Source organism: Sulfitobacter maritimus (assembly GCF_013346665.1).
Lineage (GTDB): Bacteria > Pseudomonadota > Alphaproteobacteria > Rhodobacterales > Rhodobacteraceae > Sulfitobacter > Sulfitobacter maritimus.
Genome location: NZ_JABVBB010000021.1, coordinates 251,082 through 266,226 on the forward strand (window position 1 = coordinate 251,082; position 15,145 = coordinate 266,226).

The following is a 15,145-nucleotide window of genomic DNA, read 5'->3' on the forward strand; positions in this document are numbered from 1 at the left end:
TCAGGGCCAACGGTTAAAAGCAAATTCAGTGAGCAACCCGCAGATAACAGCGCCCACGACAAGTGCAATGGCGATTGGTGCCGTGGCCACCATCAGCCCATATTCGGCAGCGATCTGAAACACCGCTACCAAAGCCTCAAAGGGGTCATCATAGCGGTTGCGCATCGCCCGGCGGAACATCTCATAGGCCGCTTGCACGCCGATCCCCCAAAGCATCAGCACAAAGGCACCGGCAAAACCGTTGTTGATCGCCGCCGTGGTGCCTCGGCCCGCGCGCGAGCCCATCACCACCCAGCCGATGCCCAGCCCCAACACCATATTCAGCGGCACGAAATACCCGAAATCCGTGCTTTCGGGCATTAAGGGGATGACCATCCCCGACAGGACAAAGGCCAAAGCCGAAAGACAGACGGCCCCCATAAGTCTTGCGGCACTCGGCATTTTTTCGGCTCCTGCGGTCTTCCTGCGCTGCTTTACGCGGGTCGCCGTACCGTAATCTGCGTCACGTCGCAATTTCCACTGTCAAATGTCGCAGCGCAGGAAGTGAGGTAAAAATTCCACATGCGGCGAAAACGCTCGTCAAAGCCAAGTTCAGCGATCTGGTCCCACTTACGGTTGAAGGTCTCATGCCAACGCCGCAATGTGATGTCATAGCTTTTGCCAAACTCGACCGAGCGGTCCACCATCAGCCCTGCGCGTTCCACCTGTTGGCGCAGCGCCGAGGGGCTGGGCAACATGCCGCCCGGAAAGATGTACTTCTGAATGAAATCCACCCCCCGTTTATAGACCTCCCAACGGCTGTCGGACACCGTGATAATTTGCAGCGTCGCGGCCTTTCCAGGTTTGAGCCGTTTGCGCAGCGTGTCGAAATAGACCGGCCAATATTGTTCGCCCACCGCCTCGAACATCTCGATACTGGCGATGCCGTCATAACTGCCCGCCTCGTCGCGGTAGTCTTGCAGCTTGATCTTTACCTTGTCGGAAAGCCCGGCCTTTTCAATGCGTTCTTGCGCATAGTGAAACTGCGCGCGGCTGATCGTAAGCGCCGTGACCTTGAGCCCCCGCTCCGCAGCCGCATATTCCGCAAAGCCACCCCAGCCGCAGCCAATTTCAAGCACATGCTCGCCCGGTTTGACATCCATCTGATCGACCATAGATTTGTATTTCGCCCGCTGGGCCGCTTCCATAGACATCTGCGCACCGTCCTCGAACAGGGCCGAGGAATAGGTCATCGTGTCATCCAGCCATAGGCCGTAGAATTCATTGCCCAGATCGTAGTGCCGACCAATGTTGCGCTTGGCCTGCTTGCGGTTGTTGCGCTGCAACCAAAAGCGGAATTTCTCTAGGTTGCGCAGCAGCCCCTGGCCGGGGAAACCGTCATAGACCGTCTCGTTCCCCGCATGCACCAGATCCATAAAGGCTTGAAGGTCGGGCGTGGACCACCATTCATCCAGATAGGCATCACAAAAGCCCAGATCGCCCTCGCGGATTAGCCGAGCAAAGAGGTCTGGGTTGTGGATGCGCAGCTCGGCCACCGGTCCGGGTTTGGCGGCATCTGCGCGAAAGCGGCGGCCATCTGGAAGGATGAAATCTACCCGCCCGTGCTGCATCTGCTGCGCCATGGCAAAGACATGGGAAAAGTAACGCGGCAGGTCTTTTTGCCCTTCGGTGGTCGTCAGATACATGCACTGGCCCGTTCAATTGATTGCGCGTGAGAGAAGACTAACTCCCTCGCCCCATTTGACAAATGTTTATGCTTAACGATTGCGATAGGCGTCGAGTGCGCGTTCCCGCCCTTCGGACAGATCGACGATCGGGTCGGGGTAGTCATCATCCGGCGACATCTTCCAACGGCGCGGGATCGCATCAAAAAAGGCCAGCGCGTCGTCGCTGGGGTTTGTCCGCCCTTCGGCGATCCAGCGGCGGGTGTAGGCGCGGTCCTTGTCAAAGCGATCAAGCTGGGTTTCGGGGTTAAAAATGCGAAAGAAGGGGGACGCATCAGGGCCAGAACCTGCGGCCCATTGCCAGCCCATGGCGTTATTGGCCGGGTCCCAATCGATCAGATGTTCTTCAAACCACTTCTGGCCAATGCGCCAGTGACACATCAGGTGTTTGGTCAGGTAACTCGCAACAATCATCCGGCCCCGGTTGTGCATCCGTCCCGTAACCTGCAATTCGCGCATCGCGGCATCGACGAATGGCACCCCGGTGCGCCCCTGTTTCCATGCCAACACTTCGGCGCGGCGCTCGTCTTCGTTCCAAGGAAATGCGTCCCATTCCTCACGCCAGTTCTTATCCACGATGCGCGGGCTATGGTGCATCAGGTGGTAGGCAAACTCGCGCCATGCCAGTTCCTTGAGGAATGTCTCGGCCCCCCGCTTGCCCTCTTGCATCGCGCGTTGGCCTGCGTGCCAACATTGCGCCGGGCTGATCTCGCCCAGCGTCAAATGCTCGGACATCTCCGACGTGCCGTCTTCGCCAGGTTTGTCGCGGCTCTCATCGTAGCCTTCGACAATATCCGCCATAAAGACGCCCAAGCGGGACTGTGCCGCGGCCTCCCCTAAGCGTACGAAGGGCCGTACCACATCGCGCCCACGCTGCATTTCCGCATCCATTGCCCAATCGCTAAGACTGTCACTGGCGGGCCACGACTTCGGCGTGGGAATGTCACGCGGCGTGGAAAGCGGCTCGGCCACATCCCGGCCACGCACGGCCTTCCAATAGGGGGTGAAGACCTTGTAATATCCACCGGTCTTGGTCTCGACAGTCCAAGGCTCGAACATAAGATGCCCCGAGAAACTACAGGCCTCGATGCCATCGTCCTTCAGCGTCTCTTTGATACGGCTGTCGCGCTCTTTTGCCGCCGGGTCATAGAGCCGGCTCCAATAGACCGCGCCGGCCCCGGTCTCCTCGATCACCTCGCGCAGAACCTTCAGCGCGTCGCCCTTTCGGCGCAGGATCAACCGACTGTCTTTCTCTTCAAGCGTCTCGCTCAAACACGCAAGTGCCAGCCCCAGCCGGAACTTCGGCGCGACGCCCAAAGCCTCGGTTTGGTCGTCGTGAATAAACAGCGGAATGACCGGACGTCCAGATTGGCACGCCGCTGTTAAAGCCGGATGGTCGCTCAGCCGCAGATCGCGACGGAACCACAGAATAATTGGGGAAGTCTCGCTCACGGTCGGGTCAGGCTCCTATGTTGATCTCGAAACATAGCGCCCCCGTCCCCCCGTCAAGGCTCAGAGCAAATCGTCGAGCGCGTTCAGCAGCTTATCCATCTCATCTTGCGTGGTGTAATGAGTGAAGCTCAGCCGCAGCACGCCCTTGTCCTGCGGCACGTTCATCGCTTGCAAGGTGCGACCCGCGTAGAAATCCCCGCCGCCTGCCATAATGCCGCGCTCGGCCAAAGCCCGCGCCATCTCCGCCCCCGGACGATCCAGCGCCAGCGCCACCGTTGGTGCGCGTTTGGTTGCATCCGCCGGCCCGATCACCCGCACTGAATTGCGCGCGGCCATGGCATCGAGCAGCGACTGCAAAAGTCCGGTCTCATGTGCGCGCATCGCATCATGCACGGCCACCCCTCGCCCCGTCGCATCTGCATCGCCCCCGATGTGATGGGCATGGAAAGCATCAATATAATCCGCCATCCCCGCACTGGCCGCGACCTGCGCGTGATCGGGCCCCGCAGGGGTAAAACGCTTATAGAGCACGTCACCGTTGAAGTAGTGCGCCTGATTTGGCAGCAGTTCCGCCAGCGCCTTGCGGATCACCATCAGCCCCTGATGGGGGCCAAAGGTTTTATAGGCTGAAAACAGATAGATATCCGGCCCCAACTCCCCCACATTAGCAAAGCCATGCGGCGCGTAGGACACCCCATCGACGCAGACAAAGGCACCTGCGGCATGGGCCAACGCGGTGATCTCTGTCACCGGATTGATCTCTCCCACCACGTTGGAGCAATGCGGGAAACAGACGAGCCGCACGTTTTCATCCAACAAGTCTTCAAGCGCCGTTGGGTCCAAATGTCCGGTTTCGGGATCGACCTGCCACTCGCGGATCTCGATGCCGCGGTCCGCCAAACGCCGCCACGGGCCGGAGTTCGCCTCGTGGTCTTGGTTGGTCACCACAATCGCCTCGCCCGGCTGCATCATCTGGCCGAAAGCCTGCGCTAGAACATAGGTGTTTTGCGTGGTCGAAGGGCCGAAACTTAACTCTTCAGGCGTCACGCCAAGAATGGCCGCCATGCGATTGCGCGCCTCGTCCATCTCGGCACCGCCCGCTTGGCTCGCCGCATAGGCGCCATAGGGCTGCACCTTGCGCTGACGGTAGAACCGCTCCAACCGGTCGATGACCTGCTGACATGTGTAAGAGCCACCGGCGTTCTCAAAAAACGCCTGTCCCTGAAGGCTCGGCTCGGCAAAGGCGGGAAACTGGGCGCGGACCCATTCGGAATCAATATTCATGGGCAAGAAGGTCTAATGGTCTGCTGCTAAGGTCAAGCGATGAAACAAAAACGGCGGCTCCAAAGAGCCGCCGTTCGCTTTGTCAGTCTGCCGGAGTCTTAGCGGATATTCCGCTCGTCCTGTAGCCCCCGGAAGATACAGTAGCACATGAAGACCAGCAGCAGCGTAAAGAGCAAACCAGTGGAGATCACCATCGATTGCAAGGCCGCAAGACCGCCGCCGATCAACAGCGCGATCGCCACGGCGCCTTCAAAAATGCACCAGAACACCCGCTGCGGCACCGGCGCGTCGACCTTGCCGCCTGCGGTGATGGTGTCAATGACCAGCGAGCCAGAGTCAGACGAGGTGACGAAGAACACCACCACCAGCACGATGCCGATAAACGACGTGATCGAGGCCAGCGGCAGTTGATCCAGCATCTTGAACAGCTGCAGCGGCAGACCCGCATCTTGGGCGCCGGTGTAGCCATCGTTCAGCACCTGATGGATCGCCGTGCCGCCAAAGATCGACATCCACAGCACGCAGACCATCGAAGGGATCAGCAAAACGCAGATAATGAACTCTCGCACCGTCCGGCCCCGGCTCACGCGGGCGATAAACATGCCCACGAAGGGTGACCAGCTGATCCACCATGCCCAATAGAACGCCGTCCAGCCCTGTTTGAAGTTCACGTCTTCACGGCCAAAGGGATTGGCAAGCGCAGGCAGGTATTCGATATAAGCCACCAACGAGTCCCAAAAGAACGTGAGCAGGAATACGGTTGGCCCCACGATCAGGGTAAACAGCGCCAGCAACGCCGCCAGCCCCATGTTGATCTCACTCAACACCTTCACCCCGCCATCAAGACCGCGCAGAACCGAGACCAGCGCGACGGCGGTAATGAGCGAGATCAACACGATCTCAGAGGTTTGGCCAATTGGGACGCCAAAAAGCTCGTTCAAACCAGCGTTCGCCTGCGTGGCACCCAAGCCGAGCGAAGTGGCCAAGCCAAAGAGCGTGGCAAAAACCGCGATTATGTCGATGATATGGCCGGGCCATCCCCAAACGCGCTCTCCCAAAACGGGGTAGAAGGCGGAGCGGATCGTCAGCGGCAGGCCTTTGTTATAGGTAAACAGCGCCAGTGCCAAAGCCACCACCGCATAGATCGCCCAAGGATGCAGACCCCAGTGAAAGATCGTCGCCGCCATGCCAAGCCGCAGCGATCCGGTCTCATCACCGGTAGCAGCACCAAGCGGCGCCCAGTCCGTTCGCAAACCGTTTTCAGACGTAATCTCACCGAAAGAGGTCGAGAAATGCGTCAGCGGCTCGGACACGCCGTAGAACATCAGCCCGATGCCCATGCCGGCGGCGAAAAGCATCGCAAACCAGCCAAGATACGTGTAATCCGGCACCGCTTCATTGCCGCCAAGACGCACCTTGCCATAGGGTGTTACGATCAACAGCAGCGAGAAGATCACCACCAAATCCGCCGCCCCGATCAAGAACCAGTCAAAGTTCTTAGTGGTAAAGTCGAACATCGCCGAAAATATCCCGGCGGCCTGTTCTGGCAGCGCGATCGTGTAGAAGACAAACACCACCACAGCGATCCCGGAAACCAAGAAAACCGGGTTGTGAATGTCCAGCCCGAAGGGGCCAATCTGCCGTTCAATATTGTCCTGACCGATCTCGTAATCGGTATCGATGACATCCGCCTTACCTTCCGGTTCGGGGATGCCGTGCGTACCCGCATCGCTCATTTTCTGTTCCCTCTATGATGACGGATCGCCACGCGGCTGCATGGCATCCGTTCTTATGATCCGTGGGCAACAGGATAGAGGGTTCAGGCTATGGGGCAAGCTTTTGCTGCCAAGCCTCAGGAGAAACTTGGGAATTCGGCTTGCGCCCTAGTGGGTTAGATTGCGGTCAATCCGTGCCGAGCGCCGCTTTGATTGCATCGGCCTGCTCGCGGATTCGGTCCATGTCGCCTTGCACACCGGGGGGGCGGAGCTTGTCGCCTTCTTTGCGCGGCAAGATGTGGAAATGCAGGTGAAAAACCTCCTGCCCGCCTGCCGCTTCGCTGAACTGTTGCAAGGTAATGCCGTCCGCGCCAAAGGCGCGCAGACAGGCTTTCGACACCTTCTGTACCGTCGTCATACAGGCGGCGAGCTGCGACGGGCTTGCGTCCAGCATATTGCGGCATGGCGTCTTGGGGATCACAAGACAATGCCCTTCGGCACGCGGCATGATGTCCATAAAGCAATAGGTGTCGTCGTCTTCATAGACCTTAAAGCTGGGGATTTCGTCCCGCAGGATCTTGGCGAAAATATTGCTGTCGTCGTAGGTGGCCATGATGCTCTCCTTTAGGCGCTGCGGGCGGTGGGCCTATTAACCACACCGCCCACCCGAACCGCAATATCAAGCGTTTACGTCGACAACCACACGGCCCTTCACTTGCCCTTTCAGAATGTCGGCCCCGAGCTTCGGCAGATCGCTCAGCGTCGCGGGCTGGACCATCGCCTCAAGCTTGTCGATCGGCAGGTCTTTGGCGACCCGTTCCCACGCGCGTAGGCGGTTGTCATAGGGCTGCATGACCGAGTCGATGCCCAAAAGGTTCACGCCCCGTAGCAGGAACGGGATGACCGTGGCTGGCAGCGCGGCACCGCCAGCCAGACCAACAGCGGCAACACTCGCGCCATATTCCATCTGGCCCAAGACCCGCGCCAACATCGCGCCGCCAACGGCATCGACGCAGCCGCCCCATGTCTCGCCTTCAAGCGGGCGTTTGACGGTCTCGTTGATCTCATCGCGGGCCACGATCCGGCTCGCGCCCAAATCTTTCAGGTAGTCTTCGGTTTCAGGTCGGCCGGTGACCGCTGCCACCTGATAGCCAAGGTTGGCAAGGATGGCGGTCGCCACCGAGCCGACACCGCCCGCAGCACCCGTCACCAGAACTGGCCCTTGCTTTATGCCATGACCCTCAAGCGCCATGACGGCCAGCATCGCGGTAAAGCCAGCGGTTCCCACCGCCATCGCTTGCCGCGTATCGAGCCCATCCGGGAGCGGGACCAGCCAATCAGCCTTAACCCGCGCTTTTTGAGCATAGCCGCCCCAATGCGCCTCGCCAACGCGCCAGCCGGTCAGCACTACCTTGTCACCCGGCTTGTAGCGCGCATCGTTCGAACTTTCGACCGTACCGGCGAAATCGATCCCCGGCACATGCGGATAGTTGCGCACCAATCCGCCTCCCGGCCCGATGCACAGCCCGTCTTTGTAGTTCACGGTGGAGTATTCAACGGCAACCGTCACCTCGGCATTGGGCAGATCATCTTCGCTGATCTGTGTTACCTCGGCGCTGGTTTTTCCCTCGTCATCTTTATTCACGATCAATGCGTTAAACGCCATTCTTCATCTCCTATCTTAAGTTTACCCAAGACTATCGGGCCCAAAACTTCTCACGCACCACGACGTCAAATCGCCCTTCCGGGGTATCAACCTGTAACTCGGTCCCCGGCTCCCAATGCGTCATCTTCACCATGCCGATGGCCACGTTGACGTTGTAGTCCGGCGACCAGACCGCCGAAGTCACCTGCCCCACGCGTTTCTCCCCCGCCATAAGCGGCCACGCCCGGTCACAAAGCGGCACTTTGCCTCCGGTGATCTCCAACGGACGGATCTGTTGGGTCGGCCCAGTCTGCGCAACCCGCAGCAAAGCATCCCGCCCCATGCAGCCTATCGCCGTCTCTGGTTTGCACAGCGCCTCAAGACCGCATTCGTAGGGTGTGTTGTCGTCTGTCATGTCATTGCCATAACTCAACAATCCGCCCTCAATCCGCTCGATCAGGTTCGGACAACCGGCGCGCACGTCGAGATCCGGACCGGCCTCAAACAAGGCATGCCACAGCGGCATGGCAAGCTCCGTACCTTCCAGATAAATTTCGAAACCACCCTGTTTGGAATAACCCGACCGCGAGATCACCATCTCTCGGCCTTCAAAAGAAAATCGTCTAAAGCGGAAGAATTTCAAGTCAGTGACGTCATCGCCAAAGACCCGAGACATCAGCGTGTTCGCCTTCGGTCCCTGCACTGCGAGCAGGTTTACATCGGGTTCATCGATCAGAACATCGAGTCGAAAGCCGTTGCATAGCCCCTTGACCCACAACAATAAATCGCTGTCTGCGATAGAAATCCACCATTGATCCTCTGCCAGTTTCACGGCCAATGGATCGTTCAACATGCCCCCCGTCTCATCGGTTATCGGCACGTAGACGCATTGCCCCGGCACCACCCCGCTGAGGTCGCGCGGGGTCAGCATCTGCATCAACCGTCCCGCTTCCGGTCCGCGCAGTTCGACCTGTCGTTCGCATGCCACGTCCCAGACTTGGACGGCAGACTTCAGATGGTGGTAATCTGCCTCGGTGCTTTCAAAAACTGTCGGCAATAACATGCGGTTATAGACGGTATAGGCTTTCACCTCCGCCGCTTCGACCCCTTCGGAAAAAGGCGTGCGCCGGATGCGGCGCGATGGGGAAAGTTCGACCATTACACAGTCTCCCGCGGTGATTGTTGCCCCCATATGATTTGATACGGGCGTGGCCAGTGGACCATTCGCGATGGGCGGTGATCCACGGTTAACTTTGCTTCATGCAGTGCTTTAGTAATAGGCAGCAACCTTTTGTTTCTGAACGTGATATCCACAGATTTCGGGTTGCTGCATATCGGCTGTCTATCACTTCGCAGCGCCCTGCCAATCGATCGCGCAGACCTCAGCGGATTTTCCGCCGAAATCCCAAACCCGGCCATAGTCGCGCACTTTGGACTTCACGCCCCGCGCCGCGGCAATGTTCGGCCCCATCCAGTATTTGGAGTTGCTAATCATGACCGGCTGATCCGGCTCTGCGCCCGTTAACAACTCGATCTCACCGTTGATCTTGCGACCAATGTTGATGACGCGGCGGTTGCCGTCGCGGATGATCTCGACCCGGGCGCGTTCCGCACCAAGAATCTCACTCACCAACATGGTAAATAGCCCCGTCGTGCCGCCTGCCGCACCGGAAAAGATTTTTAGCAACCCGTCGTAGGCCGCCTCAGAGGCGCGCTCATCCACATAGGCGGCGACCTTCCAGTTGCCCTCGCCCATGCGACCGGGAATATCGACCAAAAGCCCGATGTTCAGCCCAGCCAAATCCTCGCCCTCGAAGTGACCCTCATCGATGGCGACCGCCATCCATGTATGACAATGCCCTTCGGTTGGCAGATGCGCGCCAAGGCTGACGACACAGGGGCAGAAAACGTCGCAAGAACAGTTTAGAAACAGCTCCCCCTTGATGGCCCAATCAGCCGGTGTCATCTCTCTATTTGGCATATTACCCTCCTGTTATCATAGGCCAGCCCGCCACGACGCCCGCGCCGAGGATCAGGGCGAAACCCATTGGTTTTATGACGTAATGTCCGATTTGCGGTAGTTTTTCGACCACCATGAAAAGCGTCGCCAGCCCCATCCACGCGAGGTTCATTACCCCGCCGGCAAAGCCCAGCAGCATGAAACCCCAGCAGCAGCCTGCACAGAAAGCACCAAGCCCCAGCCCCATGCGAAACCCGCCCGTGGCACCCGGCCGCCAATTGCCCATGAAGTACATCAACGGCGAATGACAGACGCCGTGGCAGACCTCTTTGACGCGGGTGAACTGGAACAGACCGACCGCTAGCAAAAGGGCCGCCGCCGTCCAGCGCGACTTCGCGATGCCTAGCATGTCAATGACGCCCGCATGGAGCAGCAGCAGTTGCAAACCGGCCGCCCCGGCGGCGAAGGCCAGCCAGACCGCGAGATACCCCGCCAGCACCGCGAGCCAACCAACACGTGTGCCATTGGCGGAGGTCATAAGGTCTTCGTAGGCACGCAGCGTGGGCACCATGGTCGGGACCATCATAGCTGCCATCATCGCGCCCCACATGGCGAAAAGCGGCCAGAACCGCGCCATGGGCATATACATATCCATGCGCGGATCCATTTGGCGCATGCGTTCGCCCATCTCACCGGGGCGGCCAAGAAGGTCGACGTCCATCTGCATGGCCATGGAATACATCATCCACCAAGCGCCGAGCACGAGCGCAAAGAATCCAAGCCACATCGTGGACCGCACCATCCCTGCCATCTCGCCCTCCCCTGCAAGTTCTTGCGAATTTAATGTCAGACAATTAAAGTTCTCGCAAACGATAAATGTAAGACATATGAAAATCGACCCCAAAAGCCCTGCCGATCTCTCGGCTCAAATTGCGGCGGCGATCCGCGATGCCATTGTCGAAGGTCGGTTGATCGTCGATCAGCGCTTGCCGTCTGAGGCGGAACTGGCCGAACAGTTCAACGTCTCTCGCCCTACGGTGCGCGAGGCACTCAAGCGGCTCGCCGCGCAGTCGCTGATCCGCACGCAGCGCGGCGCCACCGGGGGCGCTTTTGTCAATCGGCTCAGCTTTCCCGACGCCTATGACCAGCAGATCACCACCTCGACCCTGCTTCTGTCAATGAACGCGGTAAGTTTTGAGACCGCTTGCGAGGCCCGCTATGCGCTAGAGCGCGCCTGTGCGCCGCTGTCTGCGATGCGGCGCAGTGCGGATCATCTTGCCACCATGCGGGCAGAGATCCACCGACAGGGGCAACCCGGTCTGACTGATGAGGCGTTTTGTGCTTCAGATGTCGCCTTTCATCGGGCTCTGGTCGACGGCGCGGGCAACCCGGTGCTGAGCTATCAACTCGCCGGAGCAGTTGAGGCGATGCAACCATTGATGAATATGATCACTTTCACAGCTCGCGACCGCGCCCGCATCATTGCATTGCACGAGAACATCGCGAATGCAGCTGAGGCGTGTGATGGAGATGGTGTGACGCAAGGGCTGACTGCGCTTGAAGCCGAAACGCAATCGCTTGCTCAGGCAGTATTTAAGGCCCGCGCTGCGAGGTAGGTGTCAGCGGCGATGTTGCAAAGCACGATGCTATTGCCGCGCGCATAGTGCTATTGCCGACTGGGCAAGATTCCAGAAGGTGAGCGATACTGACCGGGAAAAAGGGAGAAAGTGCAGGTTTCTGTTGCCAGGTACCTGCGGACCCCGCCTTAGGTCGCTAAACCCAAGGAGTTAGATTTCAGTCATTGAAACCGCTTACGCGGCCATCATAACTGGAGCACTATTGTCATTTGCAATTGTACATTTTGTACCGATAACGGTGGTAACTCACCGAGACAAAGCAACTTCTTTAGACGTCCGTCGACCCTAATTCAGCCCCTCAGTTCCCCCCAAATGAAGAGGATATTGGTGGAGCTGGGGGGAATCGCACCCCCGTCCGGCCCGCTTATTACAAGCGCCTTTATGTCCATAGTCCCGAAGGACATCCCATATATACGGCAAACACCCGATTGTTTCAAGGGGAGAACGTGTTTTTAGGATGGTGTTCGGGGCTTTGGAAGGATCCTCACCTGTCATTTACAAACGGTGCAGTGCTTACCTCAAACACGCCCCTGCCCTTAATTCCCCGTGCTGCTCAGACCGCACCGATGGGGCTAGACGTCACGGAATGCCCGGTCAAAATATACCAAGAGCGGCCGTAGCACATAATTGATCGGAGTGCGGCTTTCCGTCGATAGAAACGCATCGACAGGCATTCCGGGCAGCAGCACCTTTCCGTCAAGCTTAGCGAGCTCTTTTTCAGGCAGAACCAGAATGACCTCGTAATAGGTCTTTCGGGTAGATGGATCTGTGAACACATCTGCCGAGATTTGTTTGACTTCGCCCGTCACCAGAGGGGTATTGCGCCCGCTGAACGCCTTGAACTTCAGCGTACCGATTTGGCCAACATGCACTTGATCAATATCTGTGTCACGTATCTGGACCGCGACGAATGTGGGCGCGGTGTCTGGCACGATCTTCATAAGCGTTTTCGCCGCGACCACGACAGAGCGAACACCCTGAAGCTGGATATCGTGGATGCGGCCGGATATTGGCGCGCGGATCTCTAGCCGGGACAGCTTATTCAGTAGCGTCGCGCGTTGTTCCAGCAGTTTGGTGCGCTCAGGCCGTAGCTTGCTGAGTTCAGCCACGGCCAACTCACTCGCTTTGGGCTTGATGGTATGGCGCTTTAGATTGATCTCCGAGATTTTGCCGCGCAATTCCGCGACATGGGCTTCCAATCTGCCAATCTCTCCACTCACCGTCACCCGCATCTTTTGCGTGTTGAACATCACATCCTGTTTCAGGAGTTGACGATCAGCAAGCGATTTCAGTCGTTCCAATTCTTTGACGATAAACGACATCTCAGTTTCACGGCTGGCAATCTGCGCCTCTAGCCCGTCAATCTGCGAGCGGACCTGCGTCACTTGCTCATCCAGCAGTCTCGATTCCGCGGCGAGTGAGGCGTAATGCGCGTCGAGTTGCCGGCGCTGGCGTTTCAGCAAGGCTTCAATGGAAGGCCGTTCATCTGCTGCTTCGTCCAACAGGGCATGTGTGACCAATTCCCGCCGATCATCAAGGATCGCTTCGAGCCGCGCGATATTTGCAAGTACTTCGAACAGATTATCTTCGATGACCGACAGTTCTGAGCGCATGTCCTTGTCTTCGAGGCGAACCAATATGTCGCCGGCTTTGACTTGATCGCCGTTGTTAAAACGGATCTCCTCGACCACGCCGCCGACGGGGTGCTGCACGGTGGTCATCGTCTGCGATACTTTTATCGTACCCTTACCGATGACAGCGCCAGAAATTCTGGCGTTGACCGCCCACGCACTTGTGAGCGTGCCTAACACCAACAGCGCGCAGAGGCTGAGCATCAGCGGGTAGCGCGCGCTCCAAGTGATGCGATGGGGGTCACCTTTTGCCATCAGGCGTTTCCTGCAAGAGCGGTTGTTTCGCTAAGCACCGCGACCTTGGAAGGTTTTTTGGCGCTCATCGGTTTGGATGTGTTCAAGTTCTTCGCGCGAACCCGCTTTGACTCGCCCAGCCGGCCATTCGACATATTGAAATGAAGATAGTCGTATTCCAAGTTCAGCGAGTTCCGCGCCAATGCGAGAACGACTGTTCCCTGTTTCAGCAGCGCGTCCATGAGCTTGTCCATTGTCTCAGGCAGGCGCTCAAACAACATCCTGTCGGGCTCGTCCAAAATGAGAACCTTGGGCTCGTGATATAGCGCCCTCGCCCAGGACAATTGTTGCCGCTGCCCCTGCGAGAATAGCGTTGCTTCAGGGTCCAGCACGGTCTGATAGCCTTGCGGAAGTTGGCTGATCCATCCGTGCAAGCAGACTTTGCGCGCCGCGTTCGATACCTTTTCGGGCGTCATCTCCGGATCCAATCTGGAAATGTTCTCAGCGATCGTGCCAGCGATAAAACGCGGATTCTGAGGCACATAGCCTATTGCTGCACCCAGTTCGGCGTCAGTCATCCGGGCCACATTTGCCCCATCAAGCGTTATCGTGCCCGACGTGCTGCGGGCAATGCCGCAGATTGCCTTGGCCAATACGGTTTTGCCTTGACCGGAACTGCCGCAAACCTGCGTGAAACTCCCCGGCGCAAGTTGCATTGTGGCTTGCCGTACAACCATCGATCCATCGAGCGGTGACTTGACCGAAACGCCGCGCAAAGACAGCCGGACTCGCTTGTTGGGGGGGGCGGTAGGAAATGGCTCAGCGGTCGCCACATCCCATTTTGCAAGTATGTTTTTCAGACGACGCCAATTGCTTAGAGCTTCGAAGATCGCCGGTACAGTGCTTGCAAAGCGGTTCACCGGCACCAAGACACGGGTCACGAGGAATGCGCAGGCGACCATTGCGCCCACGGTCAATTTTCCGTCGAGCACCAGATAGGCGCCAGAAGCCAGCACCGCATAGCGCGTCACCAACAAGGTGGTCGAGGAGAGCTGATCGAACCAAGCTACCCAGTCGCGCAATGCAATCGCGGCGTCGCGGCTGCTTTCACGCGCTCGCATCCAACGGTCTTTGTACCCGGTGCTCATCCCTTGGCCGCGCACGGTTTCGCGGGAAGCGACGACCATTTTCTTGAGTTCGTTGATGCGGTTAGAGGAATCTTTATTGCGGTCTTCGCGGCCCCCGATAAAGCCAAGGCGAATTACAACCAATGCGACCATGGCGATCAGCCCGGCAAGGCAGACATAGCCTAATATGGGATGAAGTACGAAAACGACCGCAACGAACATCGGTGTCCAGATTAAATCCATGACTGAAATTAACCCGCCGGAATGAAAGAAGCCGCGCAGAACGTCAGCTTCGTCTAATCCGACAGCTGGCTTGGATTTCCCCTTCGGAAACATAGAACCCTGCTCTGCCGCGCCGAGAATCGTATGCTCAAGTCGCTCTTGGAATTGCGCAGCAAAGCGCGCGATAATGCGCTTTCTTGCAAAGTCCAGCATGCCCAAGGTGACAATTAGCGCCGTTACCATAAGCAGCAGCGCAAATAACGTCTCTTCTGACCGCGAGGTTAGTACCCGGTCGTAAATGAGAACAATAAAAAGCGGTCCTGCGAGGCGCAGTACGTTAACGAAAAAGCTTAATGCGAATGTGACCCAAAGCAGAAAACTGCCTTTTCTTAATGCGGCCCGTGCAGAATTCTCTAGCTTGCCGTTTGCCATAACAATATCATCTCTCCAGCGCGTGGGCTCATGCCCACGCACGTTCAGTGCGAAATAGATTTCGCAGTCGTCGTTAATTTAT

Annotated in this window: 13 protein-coding genes and 1 other RNA gene; 1 reads left to right on the forward strand and 13 read right to left on the reverse strand. The window is 57.9% G+C overall.

The window, feature by feature from the left end:
• The 10 genes from HTT03_RS03185 to HTT03_RS03230 all read right to left on the reverse strand — a co-directional run bounded on the left by HTT03_RS03185 (position 1) and on the right by HTT03_RS03230 (position 10,591).
• Positions 1 to 441 carry a TrgA family protein gene (locus HTT03_RS03185; protein ID WP_174858424.1) on the reverse strand — a complete coding sequence of 147 codons (441 nt, stop codon included), beginning with the start codon at positions 439 to 441 and terminating at the stop codon, positions 1 to 3.
• A gap of 32 nt (positions 442 to 473) precedes the next feature.
• On the reverse strand, positions 474 to 1,685 hold the full coding sequence (locus HTT03_RS03190; RefSeq protein WP_174858425.1) for an SAM-dependent methyltransferase: 1,212 nt from the start codon (positions 1,683 to 1,685) through the stop codon (positions 474 to 476).
• 72 nt (positions 1,686 to 1,757) lie between these two features.
• Positions 1,758 to 3,176: an FAD-binding domain-containing protein gene (locus HTT03_RS03195; RefSeq protein WP_174858426.1), complete on the reverse strand. Its 1,419-nt coding sequence runs from the start codon at positions 3,174 to 3,176 to the stop codon at positions 1,758 to 1,760.
• Positions 3,177 to 3,236: 60 nt separating this feature from the next.
• The gene (locus HTT03_RS03200; RefSeq protein WP_174858427.1) at positions 3,237 to 4,460 is read right to left on the reverse strand and encodes an aminotransferase class V-fold PLP-dependent enzyme; all 1,224 of its coding nucleotides are present in this window, start codon (positions 4,458 to 4,460) and stop codon (positions 3,237 to 3,239) included.
• Positions 4,461 to 4,558: 98 nt separating this feature from the next.
• Positions 4,559 to 6,196 (reverse strand): BCCT family transporter, encoded by a 1,638-nt coding sequence (locus HTT03_RS03205; protein WP_174858428.1) that lies wholly within the window; start codon positions 6,194 to 6,196, stop codon positions 4,559 to 4,561.
• Between the two features lie 166 nt (positions 6,197 to 6,362).
• Positions 6,363 to 6,788: an HIT family protein gene (locus HTT03_RS03210; protein WP_174858429.1), complete on the reverse strand. Its 426-nt coding sequence runs from the start codon at positions 6,786 to 6,788 to the stop codon at positions 6,363 to 6,365.
• Between the two features lie 66 nt (positions 6,789 to 6,854).
• Positions 6,855 to 7,841, reverse strand: coding sequence for an acryloyl-CoA reductase (gene acuI, locus HTT03_RS03215; protein ID WP_174858430.1), 987 nt, complete (start codon positions 7,839 to 7,841; stop codon positions 6,855 to 6,857).
• 31 nt (positions 7,842 to 7,872) lie between these two features.
• Positions 7,873 to 8,979: a dimethylsulfoniopropionate demethylase gene (locus HTT03_RS03220; RefSeq protein WP_174858431.1), complete on the reverse strand. Its 1,107-nt coding sequence runs from the start codon at positions 8,977 to 8,979 to the stop codon at positions 7,873 to 7,875.
• A gap of 186 nt (positions 8,980 to 9,165) precedes the next feature.
• Positions 9,166 to 9,801 (reverse strand): DUF1326 domain-containing protein, encoded by a 636-nt coding sequence (locus HTT03_RS03225; RefSeq protein ID WP_174858432.1) that lies wholly within the window; start codon positions 9,799 to 9,801, stop codon positions 9,166 to 9,168.
• A 1-nt stretch (position 9,802) separates the two neighbouring features.
• Positions 9,803 to 10,591 (reverse strand): DUF2182 domain-containing protein, encoded by a 789-nt coding sequence (locus HTT03_RS03230; RefSeq protein ID WP_174858433.1) that lies wholly within the window; start codon positions 10,589 to 10,591, stop codon positions 9,803 to 9,805.
• A gap of 76 nt (positions 10,592 to 10,667) precedes the next feature.
• Between HTT03_RS03230 and HTT03_RS03235 the strand changes: the two genes are divergently transcribed.
• A complete protein-coding gene (locus HTT03_RS03235) occupies positions 10,668 to 11,396 on the forward strand; it encodes a FadR/GntR family transcriptional regulator (RefSeq protein ID WP_174858434.1) in 729 nt (242 codons plus the stop codon).
• A 110-nt stretch (positions 11,397 to 11,506) separates the two neighbouring features.
• Here the strand turns inward: HTT03_RS03235 and ssrA are convergent.
• From ssrA to HTT03_RS03250, 3 genes are all read right to left on the reverse strand, one after another.
• Positions 11,507 to 11,858: a transfer-messenger RNA gene (gene ssrA / locus HTT03_RS03240) on the reverse strand.
• Positions 11,859 to 11,989: 131 nt separating this feature from the next.
• Positions 11,990 to 13,303 carry an HlyD family type I secretion periplasmic adaptor subunit gene (locus tag HTT03_RS03245; protein WP_174858435.1) on the reverse strand — a complete coding sequence of 438 codons (1,314 nt, stop codon included), beginning with the start codon at positions 13,301 to 13,303 and terminating at the stop codon, positions 11,990 to 11,992.
• Positions 13,303 to 15,063: a type I secretion system permease/ATPase gene (locus tag HTT03_RS03250; protein ID WP_174858436.1), complete on the reverse strand. Its 1,761-nt coding sequence runs from the start codon at positions 15,061 to 15,063 to the stop codon at positions 13,303 to 13,305. The genes HTT03_RS03245 and HTT03_RS03250 overlap by 1 nt, the downstream gene beginning before the upstream one ends.
• Between the last annotated feature and the right edge of the window lie 82 nt (positions 15,064 to 15,145).